Origin of the sequence: Streptomyces scabichelini (assembly GCF_011045015.1) — a bacterium.
Taxonomy (GTDB): Bacteria; Actinomycetota; Actinomycetes; order Streptomycetales; family Streptomycetaceae; genus Streptomyces; species Streptomyces scabichelini.
Map to the genome: position 1 here is coordinate 27,318 of NZ_JAAKZY010000064.1, position 20,668 is coordinate 47,985.

At 68.6% G+C, this 20,668-nt stretch carries 21 protein-coding genes and 3 pseudogenes; 17 read left to right on the forward strand and 7 right to left on the reverse strand.

Going from position 1 to position 20,668, the window contains the following annotated elements:
- The first annotated feature begins 210 nt into the window (after nucleotides 1-210).
- The 3 genes from G5C60_RS21190 (at nucleotide 211) to G5C60_RS21200 (ending at nucleotide 2,357) form a co-directional block, all read left to right on the forward strand.
- On the forward strand, nucleotides 211-537 hold the full coding sequence (locus tag G5C60_RS21190; RefSeq protein WP_165261598.1) for a LysR family transcriptional regulator: 327 nt from the start codon (nucleotides 211-213) through the stop codon (nucleotides 535-537).
- A 211-nt stretch (nucleotides 538-748) separates the two neighbouring features.
- Nucleotides 749-1,552, forward strand: a complete 804-nt coding sequence (locus G5C60_RS21195; RefSeq protein WP_165261600.1) for a mycofactocin-coupled SDR family oxidoreductase — start codon at nucleotides 749-751, stop codon at nucleotides 1,550-1,552.
- Nucleotides 1,553-1,643: 91 nt separating this feature from the next.
- The gene (locus G5C60_RS21200; RefSeq protein WP_165261602.1) at nucleotides 1,644-2,357 is read left to right on the forward strand and encodes a GNAT family N-acetyltransferase; all 714 of its coding nucleotides are present in this window, start codon (nucleotides 1,644-1,646) and stop codon (nucleotides 2,355-2,357) included.
- A gap of 178 nt (nucleotides 2,358-2,535) precedes the next feature.
- On the opposite strand, the gene G5C60_RS21205 is transcribed toward G5C60_RS21200, so the two are convergent.
- Nucleotides 2,536-3,129, reverse strand: a complete 594-nt coding sequence (locus tag G5C60_RS21205) for a TetR/AcrR family transcriptional regulator (RefSeq protein WP_165261604.1) — start codon at nucleotides 3,127-3,129, stop codon at nucleotides 2,536-2,538.
- A 111-nt stretch (nucleotides 3,130-3,240) separates the two neighbouring features.
- On the opposite strand from G5C60_RS21205, the gene G5C60_RS21210 reads away from it, so the two are divergent.
- From G5C60_RS21210 to G5C60_RS21230, 4 genes are all read left to right on the forward strand, one after another.
- The gene (locus G5C60_RS21210) at nucleotides 3,241-4,251 is read left to right on the forward strand and encodes an NADP-dependent oxidoreductase (protein WP_206439798.1); all 1,011 of its coding nucleotides are present in this window, start codon (nucleotides 3,241-3,243) and stop codon (nucleotides 4,249-4,251) included.
- 833 nt (nucleotides 4,252-5,084) lie between these two features.
- Entirely contained in the window at nucleotides 5,085-6,071 is a 987-nt protein-coding gene (locus G5C60_RS51190) for a helix-turn-helix domain-containing protein (protein ID WP_241266954.1), read from the forward strand.
- 152 nt (nucleotides 6,072-6,223) lie between these two features.
- Complete coding sequence (locus G5C60_RS51195; protein ID WP_206439799.1) at nucleotides 6,224-7,048, forward strand: hypothetical protein; 825 nt, start codon at nucleotides 6,224-6,226, stop codon at nucleotides 7,046-7,048.
- A 280-nt stretch (nucleotides 7,049-7,328) separates the two neighbouring features.
- Nucleotides 7,329-7,748, forward strand: coding sequence for a thioredoxin domain-containing protein (locus G5C60_RS21230; protein ID WP_165261608.1), 420 nt, complete (start codon nucleotides 7,329-7,331; stop codon nucleotides 7,746-7,748).
- A gap of 46 nt (nucleotides 7,749-7,794) precedes the next feature.
- Here the strand turns inward: G5C60_RS21230 and G5C60_RS21235 are convergent.
- A pseudogene (locus tag G5C60_RS21235) lies at nucleotides 7,795-7,900 on the reverse strand (IS5/IS1182 family transposase); the annotation flags it as partial.
- A gap of 113 nt (nucleotides 7,901-8,013) precedes the next feature.
- Here G5C60_RS21235 and G5C60_RS21240 point away from each other — a divergent pair.
- From G5C60_RS21240 to G5C60_RS21260, 4 genes are all read left to right on the forward strand, one after another.
- Nucleotides 8,014-8,856, forward strand: coding sequence for an alpha/beta fold hydrolase (locus G5C60_RS21240; protein ID WP_165261610.1), 843 nt, complete (start codon nucleotides 8,014-8,016; stop codon nucleotides 8,854-8,856).
- A gap of 244 nt (nucleotides 8,857-9,100) precedes the next feature.
- A complete protein-coding gene (locus tag G5C60_RS21250) occupies nucleotides 9,101-10,162 on the forward strand; it encodes an alkene reductase (RefSeq protein ID WP_165261612.1) in 1,062 nt (353 codons plus the stop codon).
- Nucleotides 10,163-10,173: 11 nt separating this feature from the next.
- Nucleotides 10,174-10,653, forward strand: a complete 480-nt coding sequence (locus G5C60_RS21255) for a MarR family winged helix-turn-helix transcriptional regulator (protein ID WP_165261614.1) — start codon at nucleotides 10,174-10,176, stop codon at nucleotides 10,651-10,653.
- Nucleotides 10,654-10,806: 153 nt separating this feature from the next.
- Nucleotides 10,807-11,547, forward strand: coding sequence for a DUF1963 domain-containing protein (locus G5C60_RS21260; protein ID WP_165261616.1), 741 nt, complete (start codon nucleotides 10,807-10,809; stop codon nucleotides 11,545-11,547).
- 232 nt (nucleotides 11,548-11,779) lie between these two features.
- Here the strand turns inward: G5C60_RS21260 and G5C60_RS21265 are convergent, their stop codons facing one another.
- Entirely contained in the window at nucleotides 11,780-12,631 is an 852-nt protein-coding gene (locus G5C60_RS21265) for an MmyB family transcriptional regulator (RefSeq protein ID WP_165261618.1), read from the reverse strand.
- 86 nt (nucleotides 12,632-12,717) lie between these two features.
- Between G5C60_RS21265 and G5C60_RS21270 the strand changes: the two genes are divergently transcribed.
- Both G5C60_RS21270 and G5C60_RS21275 read left to right on the forward strand, forming a co-directional pair.
- Entirely contained in the window at nucleotides 12,718-13,518 is an 801-nt protein-coding gene (locus G5C60_RS21270; RefSeq protein WP_165261620.1) for an SDR family NAD(P)-dependent oxidoreductase, read from the forward strand.
- 61 nt (nucleotides 13,519-13,579) lie between these two features.
- Nucleotides 13,580-13,948 (forward strand): hypothetical protein, encoded by a 369-nt coding sequence (locus G5C60_RS21275; protein WP_241266955.1) that lies wholly within the window; start codon nucleotides 13,580-13,582, stop codon nucleotides 13,946-13,948.
- Nucleotides 13,949-14,207: 259 nt separating this feature from the next.
- On the opposite strand, the pseudogene G5C60_RS54215 reads toward G5C60_RS21275, so the two are convergent.
- The 3 genes and pseudogenes from G5C60_RS54215 to G5C60_RS21285 all read right to left on the reverse strand — a co-directional run.
- Nucleotides 14,208-14,414, reverse strand: a pseudogene (locus G5C60_RS54215) (IS630 family transposase); the annotation flags it as partial.
- A gap of 121 nt (nucleotides 14,415-14,535) precedes the next feature.
- Nucleotides 14,536-15,489: an AraC family transcriptional regulator gene (locus tag G5C60_RS21280; protein WP_241266956.1), complete on the reverse strand. Its 954-nt coding sequence runs from the start codon at nucleotides 15,487-15,489 to the stop codon at nucleotides 14,536-14,538.
- Nucleotides 15,483-16,250: an SDR family NAD(P)-dependent oxidoreductase gene (locus G5C60_RS21285; protein ID WP_165261622.1), complete on the reverse strand. Its 768-nt coding sequence runs from the start codon at nucleotides 16,248-16,250 to the stop codon at nucleotides 15,483-15,485. Before G5C60_RS21285 ends, G5C60_RS21280 begins: the two co-directional genes overlap by 7 nt.
- Before the next feature lie 383 nt (nucleotides 16,251-16,633).
- On the opposite strand from G5C60_RS21285, the gene G5C60_RS21290 reads away from it, so the two are divergent.
- Nucleotides 16,634-17,425, forward strand: a complete 792-nt coding sequence (locus G5C60_RS21290; protein WP_165261624.1) for a GNAT family N-acetyltransferase — start codon at nucleotides 16,634-16,636, stop codon at nucleotides 17,423-17,425.
- Nucleotides 17,422-17,646 carry a translation initiation factor IF-1 gene (gene infA, locus G5C60_RS21295; protein WP_165261626.1) on the forward strand — a complete coding sequence of 75 codons (225 nt, stop codon included), beginning with the start codon at nucleotides 17,422-17,424 and terminating at the stop codon, nucleotides 17,644-17,646. The genes G5C60_RS21290 and infA overlap by 4 nt, the downstream gene beginning before the upstream one ends.
- Nucleotides 17,647-17,964: 318 nt before the next feature.
- On the opposite strand, the gene G5C60_RS21305 is transcribed toward infA, so the two are convergent.
- Nucleotides 17,965-18,789, reverse strand: coding sequence for an SDR family NAD(P)-dependent oxidoreductase (locus G5C60_RS21305; protein WP_338145880.1), 825 nt, complete (start codon nucleotides 18,787-18,789; stop codon nucleotides 17,965-17,967).
- Between the two features lie 170 nt (nucleotides 18,790-18,959).
- Between G5C60_RS21305 and G5C60_RS52215 the strand changes: the two genes are divergently transcribed.
- Both G5C60_RS52215 and G5C60_RS52220 read left to right on the forward strand, forming a co-directional pair.
- Nucleotides 18,960-19,946, forward strand: a complete 987-nt coding sequence (locus G5C60_RS52215; protein WP_241266957.1) for a helix-turn-helix domain-containing protein — start codon at nucleotides 18,960-18,962, stop codon at nucleotides 19,944-19,946.
- Between the two features lie 586 nt (nucleotides 19,947-20,532).
- Nucleotides 20,533-20,668, forward strand: a pseudogene (locus G5C60_RS52220) (ammonium transporter); the annotation flags it as partial.

Here is a 20,668-nt window from a genome sequence, read left to right on the forward strand (position 1 = left end):
TTACCGTCTTCGGTCACGTGTCCGGGCGAGCAACTGGCGGAAGCCGTCGCGGCTGGTGTCGGTGGACGAGCAGGTCCAGGTCGTGTTGGCCGTCGACGTCGACGACTACTTGATCGGTGAAGCGCCCGCTCCGACGAGAACGCCACCCCGACCGCGGATGAGGATGATCAGCGCAGCCGCAGCCGCAGCCGCAACCGCGAAGGCAACAACGTGACCAAAAGCGCACCCAGACTCAAGCATCTGTGCTATCTGCTCGCGGTTGCCGACGAAGGTACGTTCACGAAGGCGGCCGAACATCTGGGCGTGACACACCCCGCGCTGTCGCGGGCGATCCGGTCCCTGGAGGACGCGGTCGGGACGGCATTGTTCAGCCGGGCCCCGCATGGAGCCGAGCTGACCGAGGCCGGCCGGATGCTCAGTCAGGAGGCTCGCAACCTGGTCGAATCGGCCGATGCCGCACTGGCCCACGGTTGGGCCGGTGCCTCGACTGTCGCCGTCTTCGGTGACGTGTGCACGGTCGAAGCGGTTCCGGCCTGACGGCTCCACGCTGAGTCCCCTTTGTCGCACAAACGCGTATACGGCTCGGTCAACGGCGCATGGCCGCGCGGGTCAGCCGCTGGTTCAGTGGATGCCGGACGGATCGTCCTCTGGGCGTCCTCGCAAGCTGTCGAGGGCTTCGGCGCGCGGGTAGTCGGCGCTGTCTCCCTGTACTTCAACGCGCGCTACGCGTCATGCGAAAGGATCCACTATGAACAGGATGTCCGGGCAGGTTGTGCTCGTTACGGGAGCGGCACGTGGGCAGGGACGCAATCACGCGGTGCGGCTCGCGGAAGAGGGCGCGGACATCATCGCCCTCGACATCTGCGCGCCGATCAGCGAACTGGCCTACCCCATGGCGACCGAGGAGGATCTCGCGACGACCGAGAAGCTCGTGCGGGACCGGGGCCGCAGCATCGTGACGGCGAAGGTGGACGTCCGCGACTTCGCGGCGGTCAAGGAGGCGGTCGACCGCGGCGTACGCGAACTCGGGGGCCTGGACGTCGTGGTGGCGAACGCGGGCGTCGTCGCCGGCGGCCGGTTCGAGGAGCAGAGTTTGGAGGTCTGGCGGGTGATCCTGGATGTCAACGTGCTCGGCGTCCGCAATACCTGCCTCGCCGCTCAACCGCACCTGACCGCCGACGACGGCGGCTCGGTGATTCTCATCAGTTCGGTGTCGGGCCTGGTGGCGGGAGCGAGTATGTCGGCGTACACCGCGTCCAAGCACGGCGTCGTGGGCCTGGCCAAGGCGCTGGCGATCGAGTGGGGCCCGCACAACATCCGGGTGAACGCGGTGGCTCCCGGGGCGGTGCGGGGCACCGGGATGGGTGACGGCCGGGGGCTCGGGCTCGACGAGCTGAGCTCCAAGGAGCAGGCGTCCTACGCAACTGCCTTGTCGGCGACCTCCGTTGAACGCGACGACACCTCACACGCCGTCCTGTATCTGGCGTCCGCCGCAGCGCGCTACGTCACCGGCACCGTCCTCAACGTCGACGCGGGCATGGCCGTCATCTGAGTAGGGTCGGGGACTGGAAACGGTGGCTGTCGCCCCGTTTCCAGTCCCCGCCGCTCGAGTATCGAACTCCGATCTCCAGAGAGAGGTACGAATGGCCGAGCGCCACCGATCCGAGCGTGCGGCCGAGCTCGACAATCCTGTCTGGTTCTCGCTCACCGGAGCCGATGCCGTCCATGCCGTAGGCGGTGAGAAGGCTCGGCGGTACCGGTCCTCGGTCTCTCCGTTCGCCGCGGTCGCGGACGAGCGGGATCCGGCCGCGTGGGACGAGCTCGCCGAGGCGACCGGAAGCGACACGGTGGCCGTCGTCTGCTCGCAGACCCCGCCCGGCTGGCAGGAGCTGCAGGTGCTGTCCGGCTTCCAGATGGTGTGGAGCCCGTCGGCGGCTGCGCTCGGCTCACGCCCGGAGGCCGGTTACCCGGCGTTCACACCGCTCGGCTCTGCCGATGTCGACGCCATGGTGGCTCTCGCCGAGCGCACCCATCCCGGCCCGTTCGAGCGTGAGACGGTCAAACTGGGCGGCTACCGCGGGTTGTGGAAGGAGGGTGAGCTCGTCTGCATGGCCGGCGAGCGTATGCACCCGGGTGAATGGGCGGAGATCAGCGCCGTGTGCACAGACGCCGGGTATACCGGTCGCGGCCTGGGCGGGGCGATCACCCGCTCGCTCGTGCGCGACATCGTCGCGAGTGGGCGGCGGCCGTTCCTCCTCGTCACCTGGGACAACTCGCGGGCGCGCAGGTTGTACGAGCACCTCGGCTTCCGCGACCGCATGCACATAACAGTGCGAGTGCTTCGACCCATCGGCTGACCCTTGAGTGCCTATTGATCTGGAGCGGATCCGGTACGAGTTGATCTGGAGTGGATCCGGTACGAGGCCGGTGAGCGGGTCACGCAGGGTGAGAAAACCGCGGTGATCGCGAAGGATCTGCGTCGAACCCGTCCCTGCCGAGCGCGCGGCCGAGTCCGCTGGTCGGCGTGTGGCCATGTCAGCTACGGATCTGAGGGCGGCGTTCCCCCTCGGCATGGCTGCTCCCTGCGCTCGTAAGGATCGCGCTCGCCACAACGTCGAAGAGGTGATCGGCGCGTGGCGCGAGCGAGGGTTGATCGCCGAGCCAGGCGAGCGCCGCTATCAGCGCGAACAGATCGGTGCCATCGATATCGGTGCGCGCCGCGCCCGCGGCCTGGGCACGGGCGAGGAGCCGTGCACCGGCCGCACGCAGGGTGACGCACGAAGCGTGGAGTGCGGACTCGGTGTCCTCGATGGCGGCTGCCATCAGCACGGTCACGCCCCGATACTCGGTTGTCCACCCGACGCAGTCGCGGAGCCACGAAACGAGAGCGTCTTCCGGTGAACTTGACGTCTCGAAATCGGCTGCCTGTGCCGTCAGTTCGTCGAAGCTCGTGCGGAGCAGGGCATCGAGCAGCGCCTCGCGCGTCGGGAAGTGACGCAGCAGCGTCGCGAGTCCGACGTCGGCCCTGCGCGCGATGTCGCGCAGTGACACGTCGACGCCCTGCTCGGTGATGGCGGTGCCCGCTACTGCGAGCAGGTGGTCGCGGTTCTTCCTGGCGTCGGCCCGCATCGGTCCCTCTTGACTATCCGGATCAGTGGTCCATATATTCGGATCAGCGATCCACTTATGTGGAGCGCTGATCCGAATAAGGCTATCCCGCGGCGCGGGCAGGAGAAAACGATGCCGACACACACGATGAGGGCGATCCGGCTCCATGAGCACGGCGGCCCTGAGGTGCTGCGTTACGACGAGGTGCCGGTTCCCGAGCCGGGACCGGGTGAGGTGCTCGTTCGCGTGCACGCGGTCGGCGTCAATCCTCCGGACTGGTACCTGCGCGACGGGCTGACCAGAATGCCCGGGGAGACGGAATCGACGGTCAGCCTGCCGGTGATTCCGGGAACGGACGTGTCGGGCGTCGTCGAGGCCGTCGCCGCGGACGTGGACCGTCTCGCCGTAGGTGACGAAGTCTTCGGTCTTCTGCGTTTTCCCAGCTTCCACGGCAGCGGATACGCCGAGTACGTGGCCGCGCCCGCCTCGGACCTCGCACACAAGCCGGTCGGCATCGACCACGTGCACGCCGCTGGGGCACCCATGGCCGGGCTGACGGCGTGGCAGTTCCTGATCGACCTCGGACACGATCATCCCTCGCCCTTCCAGGCGGCACGGCATCGCCCGACGGCACTCGACGCCGACACGACGGTGCTCATCAACGGCGCCGCGGGCGGCGTGGGGCACTTCGCACTGCAGTTGGCGAAGTGGAAGGGTGCGCGTGTCATCGCGGTGGCATCGGGCGCCCATGAATGGTTCCTGAGCGAGCTCGGCGCCGACGAGTTCATCGACTACACCAAGAGTCGTCCCGAGGAACTCGTGCACGACGTCGACCTCGTTCTCGACACCGTCGGAGGGCCCGACAGCAGGCGCTTCCTGCGCACGCTCAAGCGCGGCGGCGCCCAGTTCCCCGTACTTCCCGGGGACTTCGACGACGAAGAGACCGCGAAGCTGGGCGTCACGGTCTCCAGTGCCCAGGTCCGCTCGAGCGGCGCGCAACTCGCCGAGCTGGGGCGCCTGCTCGACGCGGGCACGGTCCGCGTCGCGATCGACAGCACGTTTGCGCTCGCGGACGCCCGAGCAGCGCACGAACGCGCCGCCCGAGGACACATCCAAGGCAAGATCGTGCTCACGGTCGCTTAGGAACGAGCCGTTTCACCGACGCGTCCGGCGCCCGTCCGCGGGGCACCGGCGGCCATCGAAATGCCGAAGCGGCAACCTTGGGGCGCGTCTGGCGACCAGGTGGAGGTGGCCGCGATGCTCGCTGCGGCGCACCGAGCGGACCCGTGCGGTCGGCTCGGTGCGCCGCAGGAGATCCCCGAGACGGTCGCATTCCTGATGTCGGCGGAACCGCGCGTATCACCGGCCGGCACATCACCCTCGTCGGCGGCAGCGGTCCGGCGTCGTGACGGTGGAGCGGCCGGTCGCAGGGCGGCCCGCCGCTCATGTCACGGCCTCTGCCCTCCCGGCGCACGCCGGAGAGCTGGCCGGCCGGATAGCCGCTGTCGCTGTGCACGCCCGATCTTCCACCCGATACCCGATACCCGAGCACGAGCACGAGCACGAGCGAGGTTTGACAATGACGACAACTGCCGCTTTCGGCTGGGGAAGCAGCCACCTCAACACAACGCCGGAGGGAGAGGTGGATCTCGACCCAGCAGAGCGGCTCGCCGTCCAGTAGACGCTGGCACGCTACGCCTTCGCCCTGGATCACGGAGGTCCGACGGGGCTGGGCAGCGCGTCCTGACGAGGCGTCATTCCCTGTCGATGCCCAGGTCTGCCTCAGAGGCGCCTCGTCCGCGACACTCGCCGAAGTCGCAGGGATGCTCGACACCGCGACCCTTGACCCGAAACGGTAGGTGTTCTGGATTGTTGATCGAGCTGCCCCACGTTTCGTGGCGTCTCTGATGCCAGGGTTACGATCCTGGCGAAGTAGGTCCAGCAACACCAGCGAGCACGAGGTGGATCGACCGGAGATGAACAGCACGGGAGCGGAGGCGGACGGGTCGCGCGGGGTGTTCTCCCTGGATTCCACGGTCCCGGGCGCCGTACCGGGAGGATTCGACGCCTTCCGTCGCCGATGGCAGACACAACTCGGCGATGGTTTCCCGCTGCCGTCCTACAGCCCGTCCACGACTGCTGACTTCCGGGTCAAGGGGCGCTTCGCCCGGTTACGTGACGTGATGATCGCTGATGCCCACAGTGCGTCGGCCGCCAAGACCGCGGACCCGCCGGGCGGTGATCAGGATCTGGTGGAGATGCATGTGGTGCGGCGCGGCGCATGGACGGTGGGCGACCTCCCCGATCGCGGCGAACACACCGTATCGGCCGGACAGTTCCTCCTCCGGCACTTCGGGCGGCAGTCACCCTTCGAGAGGGCGCCGCATACCAGGGTGCAGCTGCTCGCTCTGCCTGCCGCGTTGCTCAGACCCCTGCTCGGGGACCGGATCATTACCGGGCCGGCGGACTCGGCCGAGGTGCGCATGCTGACGGCCCACTCGAACATGGTCCACGCAACCGTGGCCGATCTCGGCCCGGCCGGTGTGCAGGCCGTGCGCAGCACCCTGATCGAGCTGGCCAAGGCGGTGGTGAAGGGCCGGTTCGACGACGTGGAACCCCGGCTGGCTCCCGCGCTCGCCCGGGCCGCGAAGGACCTCGCCAACAGCCACCTCCCGGATCCCGAGCTGTCCCCGGCGATGCTGGCGCGCGAGCTCAACGTCTCCGTGCGCACCCTGCAGCGGGCGTTCGCCGCGGTGGGGGAGTCGGTGACCACCTATATCCGCCACCGGCGGCTGGAAGAAGCCCGGCTCGCCCTCACCGCGCCATCCGGCCGGTGGAGCGTCTCGGAACTGGCCGCCCACTGGCAGTTCGCCGACAGCAGCCACTTCATCCGGGCCTTCAAGAAGCACTACGGCCAGACGCCGACCGAGTACGCCCGCTCGGCGGAGGCGGCCGCACGCTGAACCGATACCGATACCGATACCGACTCCGACACCGACGGCCATCGGCCGACCGTCAGGCCGGGGCACCCTGGGCGAGTTCGGCGCCGCGCAGCCCGTCGAGCACGACGGTCAGATGGGCGCTCGCCTTCAGCTACGCCCAACGGCATGCGGACGTGGACCGGCTGATCGCCCTGCAGTTCGACCGTAATGGCACCCGCGTCTGGCGCAAGGCCCAGTCGTTGCTGGACTCCGAGCACGTCCGGCGAGCGATCGGCGAAGTCAGCGTCCGCTACGGCGTCTGCCAGGAACCCTCGAACGTCGCGGCCGGCGGACAGAGCTGTCCCATCCCGTTCCGATGCGTGGGCTGCGACCACTTCCGCACCGACGTCTCCTACCTGCCCGACCTGCAGGCGTACTTGGCTGACCTGTTGCGCAGGCGGGAGAAGCTCCTGTCGGCATTTGGCGCCGACGACTGGGCGCGCAGCGAGGCCACGCCCTCCGAGGAGGAGATCCGCAGGGTGCGCCGGCTGATTGACCGGGTCAAGGCTGATCTCGGTGACCTCACGGCCGAGGAGCAGGCTCAGATCGGGGAGGGCCGTCGCCCTCGTACGCCGCAGCCGGAGCGTGATGCTCGGCATGCCCCGCATCGGCCGGCCCTTGCCCGACATCCACGCCACGAGGTCCGCATGAGCACCGCTATGGCCGGCGGCCGCCGCGCCGGCAGTGAGCGCCGCCGCCAGCGTGTGAAATCCGCCATCGTGCAGGCCACCTGTATCGGCACGGCGATCAGCGTGAGCGGCATCGCCCGGCAGGCCGGGGTCGACCGCGCCTTCCTCTACCGCCACCGTGACCTGCTCGCGCTGATCCGTGCCGCCGAACGCGAGCCGCACGGACCACCGTCCTCAGCCGGCCCACCGGTCAGTCTGGCGTCGCTGCAACCGACCTCGCCAACTCTCAGGCCCGCAACGCCCGCCTCGTGGCACAGGTCCGCCGATTGAAGCGGCGCCTGGCGGAGCTGATGGGAGAGCAGGCATGGCGTGACTCGGGGCTCGGTGCCCCCGTCGACGTGGTCGGCCACGCAAGTGGTCGGCGCGCCCCGAAGCGAGCCGAGGTCGCCACCTTCGCCCTCGCGTCCGCAAATACTTGGCTAGCCATGCGTTTGCTGCTACGTTAATCATGTGGCCAGCCACATTTTCTCTTGGACTTCCCCACGGAACTGAGGAGACCCCATGGGTGTGCCATCAGAGGGGGGCCATATTGCCTTGGAGGAGCGACCCCATGTCCCACAAGAACTCTCAAGTGAAGCCTCCGATCAATCAACGCGTGCTGACCCTCGGCATCACGGCTGATGCGCTTTCGCCGGACGATTTTCCGCCGGGGGTTGCGACGCTCGAGGACCTGCGAGCCATGAGGAAGCGCAGCTGGGCTGCGCTCCAGGCCGCAGGTATCGACGGCGAGGAGGGCTATGTCAGCCTGGATCCCGACGAAGCTGAGGCCGAGCTGCGCCGACTGTTCGACGGGCGCTCGTTCGGGGTGGTGCTCATCGGCGGCGGCATCAAGAACGTCCCGGAGTACACCGTCCTGTTCGAACGGATCGTCAACGTGCTCATCGACCTCCAGCCCGACATCCGGTTGAGCTTCAGCTCGCATCCGACGAACGTGCCCGAGGCGCTGCAACGCTGGCTCAAGAGGTCCTAGCAAAGTCATCTCACGGAGCTGGGCGTTGGACGTGGCGGTGGGTGATTCTGGGGCGGCCGACAGCGCCGGCCACAGCCGGGACCTTGTCCAGCAGCGGCAGCAACTGCGTGACGTCGCCCGCGGTTTCCGCCGGTCAGCGACACCGCGTGCGGGTGCTCCACCTATTTCCACTGCCCGTCCAGCAGTAGGCCCCGCAGGTGCACCCCCGCCCCGCCGACGCTGATCCGCCCATGGCAGAAATGATCAGCCCGAGTAGGAGCTACACATGCTTGAAGGATTCGAAGACCGTTATGCCGACGTGAACGGCACCCGGCTCCACTACGTCATCGGCGGCGAAGGCGAGCCGCTGGTTCTCATGGACGGGTTTCCGCGCACCTGGCACGGCCTCCATAAGATCATGACCCCGTTGGCCGAACACTTCCGCGTCATCGCCGTGGACTACCGCGGTCAGGGAGAGTCGGACAAGTCCGAGGGCGGCTACGACAAGAAGACCATGGCGAAGGACGTCTACGAACTGGTCCGCGGCCTGGGTTACGAGCAGGTGAACATTGCCGGTGCTGACATCGGTGCGATGGTCGCCTACAGCTTCGCCGCCAACTATCCGCAGGCCACCAAGAAGCTCGCCCTGTGGGAAGGCGCACCCTTCTCGCAGGTATTCCAGCACTTCGCCAAGCCGTTCCCCGGGCCCGGTGATCTGAACCTGTGGATATACCCGTTGAGCCAGGCCGAGGGACTGCCCGCCAAGCTTCTCGCGGGGCGGTTCCGGCACGTGATCGACTGGTCGGCCGAACACCTCGCGCTCCACCCGGAACGGATCAGCGAGGAGAGCCGGGCCATCTACGCCCAGGCCTACGACACACCCGAGGCGCTGACCGCGGGCTTCGGCGTATTCCACACCTTCCACCAGGATGTGGCCGACAACGATTCGTATCCCCCACTGGAGATGCCCGTCTTGGCCCTCGCCCATCAGAGCGCCGACTTCATGCGGTCAATGATGGCAGCCAAGGCCGACGACATCCGCTACAGCGGCATCGAGGACAGCGGCCACTTCATCGCGGAGGAGCAGCCGGAGGCCCTGGCAGCCGAACTGGAAAAGTTCTTCGGCTGACTCCCCGCACAGTGAGCGGCTTGAGTCGCAAGCTCCCAGAGCCGGCAAGCTCATCACCACTGTCACCACCGTCACCGCCTACCCACTCGACCAGGCGGCCACGGCCCAGCAGGTCAGCGACGCCGGGCAGTGCGGGGCAAGCTCGTCCTGACCGTCGACTGGGCACGCCCGCCCACCGTCTCCCCACGACCACTCGCTGCCTTTGCGGTGACCGGCCGGTCACCGCCATATCGAAGGACCCCTCATGCTGAACGCCCTGTGGACGCCGACCACTCTTGGCGGCATGTCTCTGTCGCACCGCCTGGTCATGGCCCCCATGACCCGTGACCGCTCCACACCTGAAGGCGTCCCCACCGAGCTGAACGCCGAGTACTACGCCCAGCGGGCCTCGCATGCGCTCGTCATCACCGAGGGAACCCAGCCCTCCGCCGACGGCCAGGGCTACCTCCTGACCCCCGGCATCCACAATGACGACCAGATCGCCGGGTGGCGCAAGGTCACCGACGCCGTGCACGCGGCCGACGGCCGGATCGTCATCCAGCTGATGCACACCGGACGCATCGCCCACCCCGACAACACCCCCCACGGTCGCCCGCCGGTCGCCCCTTCGGCAATCCGGCCAGCGGGCGTGATGTTCACCGCGTCCGGGCCCCAGGAGATGCCGACCCCTCGTGCTCTGTCGACGCAGGAGATCGCGGCGACCGTCGACGACTTCCGCCGCGCCGCAGCGGCCGCTGTCGCGGCGGGCGCCGACGGCGTGGAGATCCACGGCGCCAACGGCTACCTGCTGCACCAGTTCCTGTCCGACAACACCAACCAGCGCACCGATGGCTACGGCGGCTCGATCGAGGGCCGCATCCGCTTCGCCGTCGAGGTCGCCGCCGCGGTGGCGGACGAGATCGGCGCCGCCCGCACCGGTATCCGTATCTCCCCTGGCAACCCCTACAACGACATCACCGAGTCCGACACCGCCGAGCTGTATCCGGCGCTCCTGGACGCTCTGCGCCCCCTCGAACTGGCCTATCTCCACGTGATACACGTCGGCGACGAGGAGCTGCTGGCCACTCTGCGCACGCTGTGGCCGACCACACTGATCCTCAACCGGGGCGGCACCGACCTGCCCGCCCGCGCCAAGGACATCGACCACGGAACGGCCGACCTCGTCTCCGTCGGCACCCTCGCGCTCGCCAACCCGGACCTGGTCGAGAGGCTCCGCGCCGGCGCGCCGCTGAACACCCCCGACCCGGCGACCTTCTACGGCGGCGGAGCGGCCGGCTACACCGACTACCCCACCCACACCGTCTGAGGAACCGCATCATGCCCGCCTCCACACACCGCACCCCCTCCACGGCCGGCGAGGGTCCGATGAGCTACGCGATCTTCCAGCTCGCCCGCGCTCACCGCGCCTACGCCGCCGCCATGCTGCGCGAGATGGACCTGCATCCCGGACAGGAGCTGCTGCTGATGCAACTCCTCGACCGGGACGGCCAGACCCAGTCCGAGCTGCTCGACAGCGTCGGCCTGGACCAGTCCACCGTCTCCAAGTCCCTGCGCCGCATGCAGGACGCCGGCCTGCTCGTCAGGGAGCCGGCCGCACATGACCGACGCGTCATGGTGGTCCACCTCACCGACAAGGGCCGTGCCATGCGCGAGCCCCTGGCGGCCATGTGGCGGGCCCTGGAGGAGACCTCCGCGCAGAACCTGTCGGCGCAGCAGGCAGAGTCCTTCGTCCGCACCGCCTACGCCATCGCCGACGCGATCAACAGCCGCGCGCTGCCGCGGGAAGAGTCTGAGTAACTCCCCTCGGCTTGCACACCGGTTCCGGCCTGGAGTGCAGATCACTTCTGGTCAAGGACATGGCCGCGATGTTCCAAGTCGGGCGGGAGAGGAGCGTGCTCCGTGAGCCGAAGTGCGGCAGTCGTCGCAGAGGCCGCTGGCATACTCTGCGACATGAGATCGATGAATCCGTTCCGCGACGAAGCCCGCAGTCGTGGGTTACCGGAGGACGAGGTCGAGCGGTGGCTCGCCACTGTCCGTCCCTGCGCGATACTGAGCCCCGCCGGTGAGGCGCCGCTCGACGGCCCGGTGGCCGGACGGCTCGGTGGGCTGCCGCCGATGCCCGAGGACGAGCCCGTTCCGAACCTGCCGTTCCTCGCTTGGGCCGACCTCGCGGCCATCCCGCCCGGCGCGACGGACCTTCCGCTGCCGAAGGACGGCACGCTGCTCTTCTTCGCGAGCACGGAGGACCCGTGGAGCGGCGACGGCTGGTACCGGCTCGTATACGTCCCGGCCGGCACGCCCGTCTCCGAACGTGGTCCAGACGGCGAGTGGCAGCCGCGGGTCCACCCGGCCCGAGATCTACATCTGACGATCGAGCCCTCGTTGCCCAACCGCGGTTCGGACACCGAGGAGTTCCCGCACGGCGACGAGCTGGGCTCGGTGTGGTGGAAGACATGCAGCGAGATGCAGACGGACGGACCGGTGCAGCTAGGCGGCTACCCCTGGGAATGGAACGCGGATCCCCTCACGGACTACGACCACGGTCCGGGCGACTGGGTGCTGCTCGCAGAAGTCGGCGGCGAGGACCTGACGGAAGGTGAGCTGGGCATCGTCTACTGGGTGATTCGCCGGGACGACCTGGCCGCCCGGCGCTTCGACCGGGCCCGGGCCTGCTTTGACTTTGTCGGCTGACGCAGCCTCAGTCGCTTCCCCAAAGTCGGCATCAGCGACGCGAATGCGTCGCTGCTCTGCGGCCAACTGTGATGCTCAAAGTGGCTAACTGGCGTGCTCAGTCACAGCCGTGTGACTGAGCACGCCAGTTAGCCGGTGAGTGTTGCAGTTGGCCGCTTTGGCACTCAGGAGTAGTGCGGCCCCAGGGATGGGTGGGCGCGGACCGGCATCATCTGCCCCATCCTGGTGCGGCTCAGTTGGCCACGTCCATGCGCTGTGTGCCGATGACCGACAGCAGCCGCAGGGCCTCCTCGGAGGGCGAGCCCTGTGCCGCGGTGTAGATCACGACCTGCTGGTCCCGGTCGGTGACGTCCAGGACATCGCAGTTGACGGTGACCGGGCCGACCAGCGGGTGCTGGAAGGTCTTGCACAGGGTGGGCTCGGCGCACACGTCATGGGAGGCCCACAGCCGGGTGAACTCCTCGCTGCCGGAGAGGAGGTCACCCACCAGCTCGTTGATCTCGGGATCGTCGGGGTAACGGGCGGCGGTGGCGCGCAGGCGCTGCGCCGAGTGGCGGGCGAACGCGTCCGCGTCCGACACCCCGTACAACCGCCTCCCCTGCGGGTGCGGCCCGAGGAACACACGGCGCACCAGGTTGCGGTCACGCCGCGGCAGGGCGGAGAAGTCCTCCATCAGGGCGGCCGCCAGATCGTTCCAGGCGATCACCTCGAACGTCGCGGACGTCACGATCGCGGCGGCCTGGGGCAGCCGGTGCAGCAGGTCGAGAATGCTCTGCCGCACCTCGCGCGAGGGTCCGGGCGGCGGACCCGGCGGTGCGCCGGCGAGGTGGTGGAGATGGTCGCGCTCGGCGTCCGACAGACGCAGAGCTCGGGCCAGCTGGGCCAGCACCTCGCGTGACGGGCGCGGGCCGCGGGCCTGCTCCAGCCGCGTGTAGTACTCGGTCGAGATGAACGCCAACTGCGCCGCCTCCTCGCGGCGCAGCCCCGGGGTGCGGCGGCGCGGCCCGGTGGGCAGGCCGACGTCGGCCGGGGTGATCCGCTCGCGCCTGCTGCGCAGGAAGGCCGCCAGTTCTCGTCTGTCCACACCCCCAGTGTGCGCGGGGGCGCGGAGCCGATCCAGGTACTGCCAGTGCCTGGATCGGCTCCGCGAACCGTCGCAGGCTCGCTGCCATGGACAACACACCGACCACCGACACGTCCGCCCCCGCCACCCTGGGCCTGCTGGCCGGCAAGGTCGCCTTCATCACCGGTGCCGGGCGCGGTATCGGCGCCGCCGCGGCGCGGCTGTTCGCCCGGGAGGGCGCCCGCGTGCTGCTTGCGGCCCGGACAGAGGCACAGCTGAAAGCGGTGACCGAGGAGGTCCGGGCGGGGGGCGGCACCGCGGAGTATGTGCTGTGCGATCTGGCCGACACGGCCGACGTACGGGCCGCCGTGGACCGCGCCGTGGACCTGTACGGCCGACTCGACATCGCTTTCAACAACGGTGCGACGATCCAGACCCCGGGCCCTATGGACCAGATGCCGGAGACCGACTTCGACCACGTCTACGCCGTGAACCTCAAGAGCGTCTGGCTCGCCATGGTCACCGAGGTCGCCGCCATCCGGGCCACCGCCGGGACGGGTGCCATCGTCAACAACTCGTCCGTCGGCAGCCTGATGGGCAACCCCGAGCTGCCCGTCTACGGTGCGATGAAACGGGCGGTCAACAGCCTCACCGAGTCGGCGGCGGTCACCTACGGCCCGGAAGGCATCCGCGTCAACGCGATCGCCCCTGGAAACACGCTGACCGAGATGATCCGTACGTGGGAGGCGGAGTCGCCCGGTCTCCAAGAGCGACTTACAGCGCACGCCCCGCTGCGCCGCGCGGCCGACCCCGACGAAATCGCCCAGGCCGCCGCCTGGCTGCTCAGCGACCGCTCCTCCTACGTGACCGGCACGGTCCTGCGGGTCGACGGCGGCGCACGAGCCTGAGCCCACGATGCGACCGCACCCTCGTCAGCCCTGACTGCATAAACCCCGCTGTCACCTGATCATGCAGCAGTCCCGTTCCGCCGCGCTGCACGCTTCCTGTCTGGCCTCCTACCTCGGTGGCGGTCCCGATCTCGGCACGGCCGCCCGGGAGTTCTTCCGGCTTCAGCAGGTGGTCGTGGATGCCGCCTGGGCCATCTCTGCCGGGGGTGACGCCGCCCGCCTGGATGCGCAAAACGGTGCCGAGGTACCGGAGGACGTACGGCAGCAGCGGTGGGCCATGGAACAGATCACGGCCGCCACCCTCGCCGACGGGGACGTCACGCGCGCCTTCAACAACGTCTCGTACATGCTGCGCCACCCCGCCACGCTGGCCGACCCGGCACTGCTGGCGAGGGCCGTCGCCGCCAATGAACGAGCCCTGACACAGTGACGGACCCGGGACGCCGCAGAACCCAAAGCACGCATGCCACTGTCGTTGACCATCGCCATGCGGAGTGTTTGGTAGAGGGTGAGCAGGGCCCAGGCTTCCCGATCTGTTCGGGTAAGTGCGGCGCATTGCCGCGCCGGACCCCCTCAGAGCCGGACGGACGGCCTATGACCGCATCCGGCTCGAGCGGGCCCTGAAGACTCACGGGCGGCCAGAGTCGCTGGTCCATTGCCACCGCGCCAGCGGTGGCAATGGACTGGTCGTCGTCCCTCCAGTCGTGCGCGGTCGGCCCTTCCTCCAGCCAGGCGGCGAGCTTGGCCTGCAGGTTGGGGCCGAGCCGGCCGTCGTAGCCGTGGCCCCCTGGGAACGCAGCGCTGCCCTCCTCGAAGGGGTCGGCGGCCCGCATGCGTACCTCTTCGCGGCGCGTGCGCTGCTCGGCGGTTAGCCCGCCCCCGTCCGGATACCGCATACTTCCGGGCCACCAGCCAAGATGGACTCTGTCACCTGGTCAGCGAAGACCCAGACGCTATGACGCCAAGGTCAGTAGCGCGGCCCGCGCCAGTCGTCACGGCCCGACGTAACCCGCGCCATTAAAGATCTCCAGACTTCTGAAGATCTCCAGACATCGGCGCGGCGCGTGCTTGCCGGTAGGCCGAGGGTGGCACGCCCGCGGTTCGCCGGAAGGCGGTGCTGAACGAGCTCGGCGAGGCGTAACCGAGCCGTGCGGAGAGCGCGTTGACACTGATGTTGCTGTGCCGGAGAGCATGTTCGGCCAGGATGATGCGCCAGCGATGGAGATATGCGAAGGGGGTGAACCCGCTCGTTCGCCGAAAGCTCTCCGCAAACGTTGTCCGAGACATCATGGCCGCTCGCGCCAGTTGCTCCAACTGCCAGGGGCGGCCCGGGTCGTTGTGCATGAGCTGCACAGCGGGGCGCAACTGTTCGTCCGCGAGAAGCCGGAGCCAACCCGGAGGAAGATCGGTCTGACCGGCGGACGCGCGCAGAGATTCGAGCACGAGGAGCTGCGCATACTGCTCGACAGCGAATCTGGAGCCGGCCTCGCTGCCTGAGGACTCTTCGAGCAGGAGGCCCAGAACCGCACGCAGTCGTCGTGCCGCAGGGTGCGTGCCCTGGATGTGGTTGACAGGAGGCAGCCCCGGATACAACAACTCGCGTCCCGTGGGACCGAGTTGGACGTGTCCGCCGACGACCGTGTCTGCATGCGCAGCGGTATCGACGAGGGATCCGGACCACCCCACCGGCGGGGGGATTTCTCGTGCTGTCTCTTGCTGTGAACCGCCGCGCAGCGCAAGCCAGGAGCGATGGCTGAGGATGGCGACGTCGCCCTCCATCAGGTGCGTCGAAGCTCCCTCGTCGGTGTGCAGGTGAGCGTGCCCACGTAGCACCGCGACGATCTTCACGGCGTCGGTGACTTCACCGCAGGACACCCATGGTGCGCTCGCGGCAAACCCACCCGAGATCACGCCGTGGATCTCTACGTGGCGGAAGACGTCCGCGAGGTAATCGTCCGACAACGTCACCATCCCAGAGGCTTACCGTCCCGGTAGAAGCCGCCCCGCGGGCCGTCGTCGGGTAGCGTCGCCGCCCACACAACCCCCGGTGCGCTCTCCCCAACCGGCCGCGCTCCCAGCGCCTCCGCGCCGGGCACGGTGGCCGTGACATCGGGACATACCGCGTTGACCACGATCGCAGTGTCAGCAAGTTCTGCCGCGAGGGCGGCGGTCAGGGCGTTTACCGCTGCCTTTCCGATGGCGTGGCCGGCGTAGCGCCCGTCCGCGGCAGCCAGCCCGTAGCGGTCGTCCGAGTGGGAGCCTGCACCTGAGCTGACGTTGACGACACGCGGTCTGGGCGCGCGCCGTAGCAGCTTGAGAGCACTGATCGTCATACGCCATGTACCGAAGAGGTCCACCTGGACCACGCTCATGGCCGCATGCAGGTCGGCGTCTGTCACTGTCTCGTTCCGGTGCGGGTGCGCTGCGGCGTTGTTGACGAGGATGTCGAGTCGGCCTTTCGTCGTCTCGACGGCCTGCACCGTCAGATCCACCGACTCCTGGTCGGTGATGTCGAGCGGCAGCGGCAGCGCGCTGACCCCTTCGACACCCCGCACGGCAGCCTCGGCCTTGTCGGGATCCCGCGCTGCGACAAGGACATCGATCCCGAGCTGAGCGAGTTGCCTGGCGACTTCGAGCCCGATTCCGTGCGCAGCACCGGTCACCAAGGCGACCGGCACGTCCTCGACGGCCGACTCGCAGACCGGCGTCTGGGAACGCTGGTGTTCAGTCATGGTTCCAGTGTCGCGTCGGAATCCGGGCGATCACCATCGCTGCGAGTCCGGACTTCCTTGGCCTCCGTACAGCGTCGCGGTCCGCTGAGAGCGACGTATCGAACTCCACGACTTCTTCCCCTCGTTGGCGTGCAGCCTCGTTTGCTCAAGACGTCTCAAGAAGACCGGATCATGATCGCGTCACGAGCTCATGGGAAAAGAGTTGGAGCGCGGCGGCGCCCCGCTGCTACGTTCGTGGTGGACCGTGAAGTCGTCGTAGGGAGGTGAGCCCCGTGAACACAGTTACCCATGGGTGCTCCCTCAACCCGTCACGGTCCGGCGGCTGACGTTCGGTGTCGCCAGGAGCGCCTGAGAGACCGAGGCACTCCCGGATGGAGACTCCGATGAACACGAAGCCTTTCACCTCTGGCCTGAGCGAGAACGCGGTGATGATCACGCGCGTCGCGGACAGGCAATGGCATGCACTGGATGACGACCTGGTGGTCGGCCGCGGGCATGCGGCGCACCGGCCCGACGGACGCTTGTTCGTCAGCATCGACGCCTGGCACGACGCCGCCTTCGACCGGCTCGCCGAGGCGATGCTGGCGCAGCTGCCGGCGCCGCTGTACACGGTGGTCGACGAAGCCGACGTCGAGCTGACGGCCGGCTGGCGGCGGGCCGGTTTCACGATCCGGCGCCGCGAGTGGGAGTACGTCGTGCCGACCGACCCGCAAGTCACCGGGCTCGAAGGAGTCCTGCCGCCTTCGGGCGTGACGATCGTGCCCGCCGGTCAGGCGGACGAGAGGCTGCTGCGGGCGGTGGACCGCGCGATCCGTGACGAAGTCGAGGCGACCGTAGGGTGGCAGTCGATGCCCGCGGAGGTCATCGCCCGCCCGGAAGGCGACACCATCGTCGACCCGTCGAAGTACGCGGTGGCCGCGGCGCCGGAGGGCTACCTGGGTCTGATCCGGGTGGCGAGGGTGAAGCGGCCGCGCATCGGGCTGGTCGCGGTCCGGGCCGGCGAGCAGCGCCGCGGCATCGCGCGGGCGCTGCTGGCCCACGCGCTGGCCACGCTGCACCGCTCCCAGCTCGCCGCGGCCTGGGCGGAAGTCCACGAGTCCAACCAGGCAGCCTCGGCGCTGTTCGAGGGCATCGGCGCCCGGCCGATGAGCAGCAACCTGGAGCTGGTGCGATGACGAAGAACAAGAACGTCATCGAAGTCGAGGGCAAGGTCGTCGAGTGCCTGCGCAGCGCCATGTTCACCGTGCAGCTCGAGAACGGCCACCAGGTGCTCGCGCACGTCAGCGGGAAGATCCGCAAGAACTACATCAAGATCATGCTGGAAGACCGGGTGCTGGTGGAGCTCCCGCCGTACGACCTGACACGCGGCCGGATCGTGTTCCGGTACCGGAACTAGCGGCGGTCGCCACCTTCCGCGATAGCTGATCCTTCGGCCCCGGTCACGGCGTTTGCGTGACCGGGGCCCCGATGATGGCTCGCACCCGAGCGCGGCTACAGCCGGGCCACCCTGCGGACATCGCCCGCCGTGCGGGGGAGGGGTGACACACGGGCTGGCGCTGCGCCACTTCGGCAGTACGGAGAACCACCGAGTGTCGTTCCTCGCCGCGCTGCTCGTCGGAGCCACTTTCAGCCGGTACGTCATCCCAGCCGGCGCCCTGGCGGATCGGCACATTCGGACTACGGCAGGGCGTGGATCTCGACGACGGCGGCGGCATCACCGCCTGATGCGCTCCCCGTCCGCATCCGTCTTCGTCGCCGGATCGATTCCGTACAGGTTCGTCTGGCCGTTTGACGCGGTCAGGCCACCGTCCACGGGAATGTGGACTCCGTTGAGATACGCGGCGTCCCGACTGGCGAGGAACGCGACCACGGCGGCGACCTCGGCCGGCTCGCCGGGCCGGCCCATGGGTACGCGATCCACGACACGCTTGTGCAGCGAGGCTCCCTCAACAAACGTGTCGCGCAGGAACCGGCTGCTGAGCGTCACGCCTGGGTGGACGGCATTGACCCGGATCTCCCGACCGTGGTCCAGCGCCATCGCGTTGGTCAGGTTCGCCAGCGCGCCCCTGGTCATGTCGTAGACGGCCTGGCCCCGGTGGCCGCTGAGCGCGTCCATGGATCCGACGTTGACGATGCATCCACGTGCCACCCGCAGGTGGGGCAGTGCGGCTCGCGAGGCGAAGAAGGCGCCGTCGATGTTGGTACTCATCATGGTCCGGTAACTGTCGATGTCGATCTGCTCGACGGTGCCCGGAATCGCCACGCCCCCGTGGTTGACCAGCACGTCCAGGCGTCTGAACCGCTCCGCCACACCGTTCATGACCGCGGTGATGGCGGCCGGGTCCGAGACATCCCCGACCCAGGGATGCCATTTCCGTGCGGTCCGGGCCCTTTTGGCCGTTTGCCGCAGAGCCGCCTCAGCGCGGCCGACGAGCACCACGGTGTACCCATCCGTGGCGAACCGGTGCGCAATGGCGGCCCCGAGGCTGGTACCGGCACCCGTGACGACAGCCACGCGGCTGGAATTCTGTTGCTTCACGAGTGTCTCGTCTTTCGTATCACCGGGCCCATAACCGTCCGGGCTTGCGCCTGCCGCCATAGCCTATGAAGGCCGGCACGGCGCGCACTTGAACCACAGCGGCGTCCGGACAGTACATGTGCGCCACACGAAGGCGTTGGAACAGCGAGCACGAGGTGGATCGACCGGAGATGAACAGCACTGGAGCGGAGACTGGCGGGGCGCGTGGGGCGTTCGCCGTGGATTCCACGGTCCCGGGCGCCGCACCGCGAGGATTCGACGCCTTCCGTCGCGGCTGGCAGACGCAGATGGGCGACGCCTTCATGGTGCCGACCTTCAGCCCGGCCACGATCGCCGACTTCCGGCTCAAGGGACGCGTCGCCAGGGTGCGCGACGCGGCGATCGGTGATCTCCACGGCGCGTCGGCCCCCCGGACCACGAACGCCCCGGGTGGCGTTGAGGATCTGGTGCGGATGTACGTGGTGCGGCGCGGCGCAGGGACGGTGGGCGGCCTGCCCGATCGTGACGAGCACACCGTATCGGCCGGACAGTTCCTCCTCGGGCACTTCAAGCGGCAGCCACCCTTCGAGATGGCGCCGGACACCACGGCGCAGTTTCTCTTCCTGCCCTCCGCGATGCTCAGACCTCTGCTCGGAGACCGGAGTATCGCCGGGCCGGCGGACTCGGCCGAGGTGCGCATGCTGACGGCCCACTCGAACATGATCCACGCAACCGTGGCCGAGCTCGGCCCGGCCGGAGTGCACGCCGCCCACAGCACCCTGATCGAACTGGCCAAGGCGGTCGCGGTGCGTCGCTTCGACGACGTGGAACCGCAACTGGCGCCCGCGCTCACCCGGGCCGCGAAGGGCCTCGCCAACAGCCACCTCGCCGATCCCGAGCTGTCCCCGGCGATGCTGGCACGCGAGCTCAACATCTCGGTACGTACCCTGCAGCGCGCGTTCGCCGCGGTGGGAGAGTCGGTGACCACCTACATCCGCCACCGGCGGCTGGAAGAAGCCCGGCTCGCCCTCACCGCGCCATCCGGCCGGTGGAGCGTCTCGGAACTGGCCGCTCACTGGCAGTTCGCCGACAGCAGCCACTTCATCCGGGCCTTCAAGAAGCACTACGGCCAAACGCCCACCGAGTACGCCCGCTCGACCGGGGCAGCCGCACGCTGAACCGACCCCGACCCCGACCCCGACCTCGACCTCGACCCCGTCGGCCACCGGCCGACCGCCAGGCCAGGGCACCAGACGAGTTCGGCGCCGCGCGACCCGTCGAGCACGACGGTCAGACAGGCGCTCGCCTTCTTGTCCGCCCGCATGAGCGAGGGGAGACGGTCGGGACCCGGCAAGTCCCGCTCGCTGGTTGGATGTGGTGTCGATTCCTGCACGATGGGCGGTGCTACGAGCCAACCCCGGCCAGTGTCCTCACGGTTTGACAGACGGGCGACACTGCGACGATCTCGGGTAACGCTCAGCGATTCTGGTGCACCGGCCGAGCGCAACGACTGCGTACGCGCGCGTATTGAGCGGAATCACTGGAGTATGTGCTCCCTGGCCGACCGCTGATTGAGTTGGCCATGGGGCCGACCCCTCGTACGTCCTTAGAGACGACCGGTCTGCCGCATTCCTCGTGGCCGAACCGGAGAGCGTCGTCTCGTGCCGTTACCTGACGGACGGTCTTTCAAAGGCCCCGGTCCTTTCCACGATCACGCAATCGCACAGCCCGCACAGGGCCGTTCCATATGACGAGGAGACGCCGATGGCACCGGCCATCACCCTGGCCGCAGAAGCTCCCACGCTGTCTGCCGCCAACACCGGGTTCATGCTCATCTGTTCTGCCCTGGTGATGCTCATGACACCGGGCCTGGCCTTCTTCTACGGAGGCATGGTCCGCG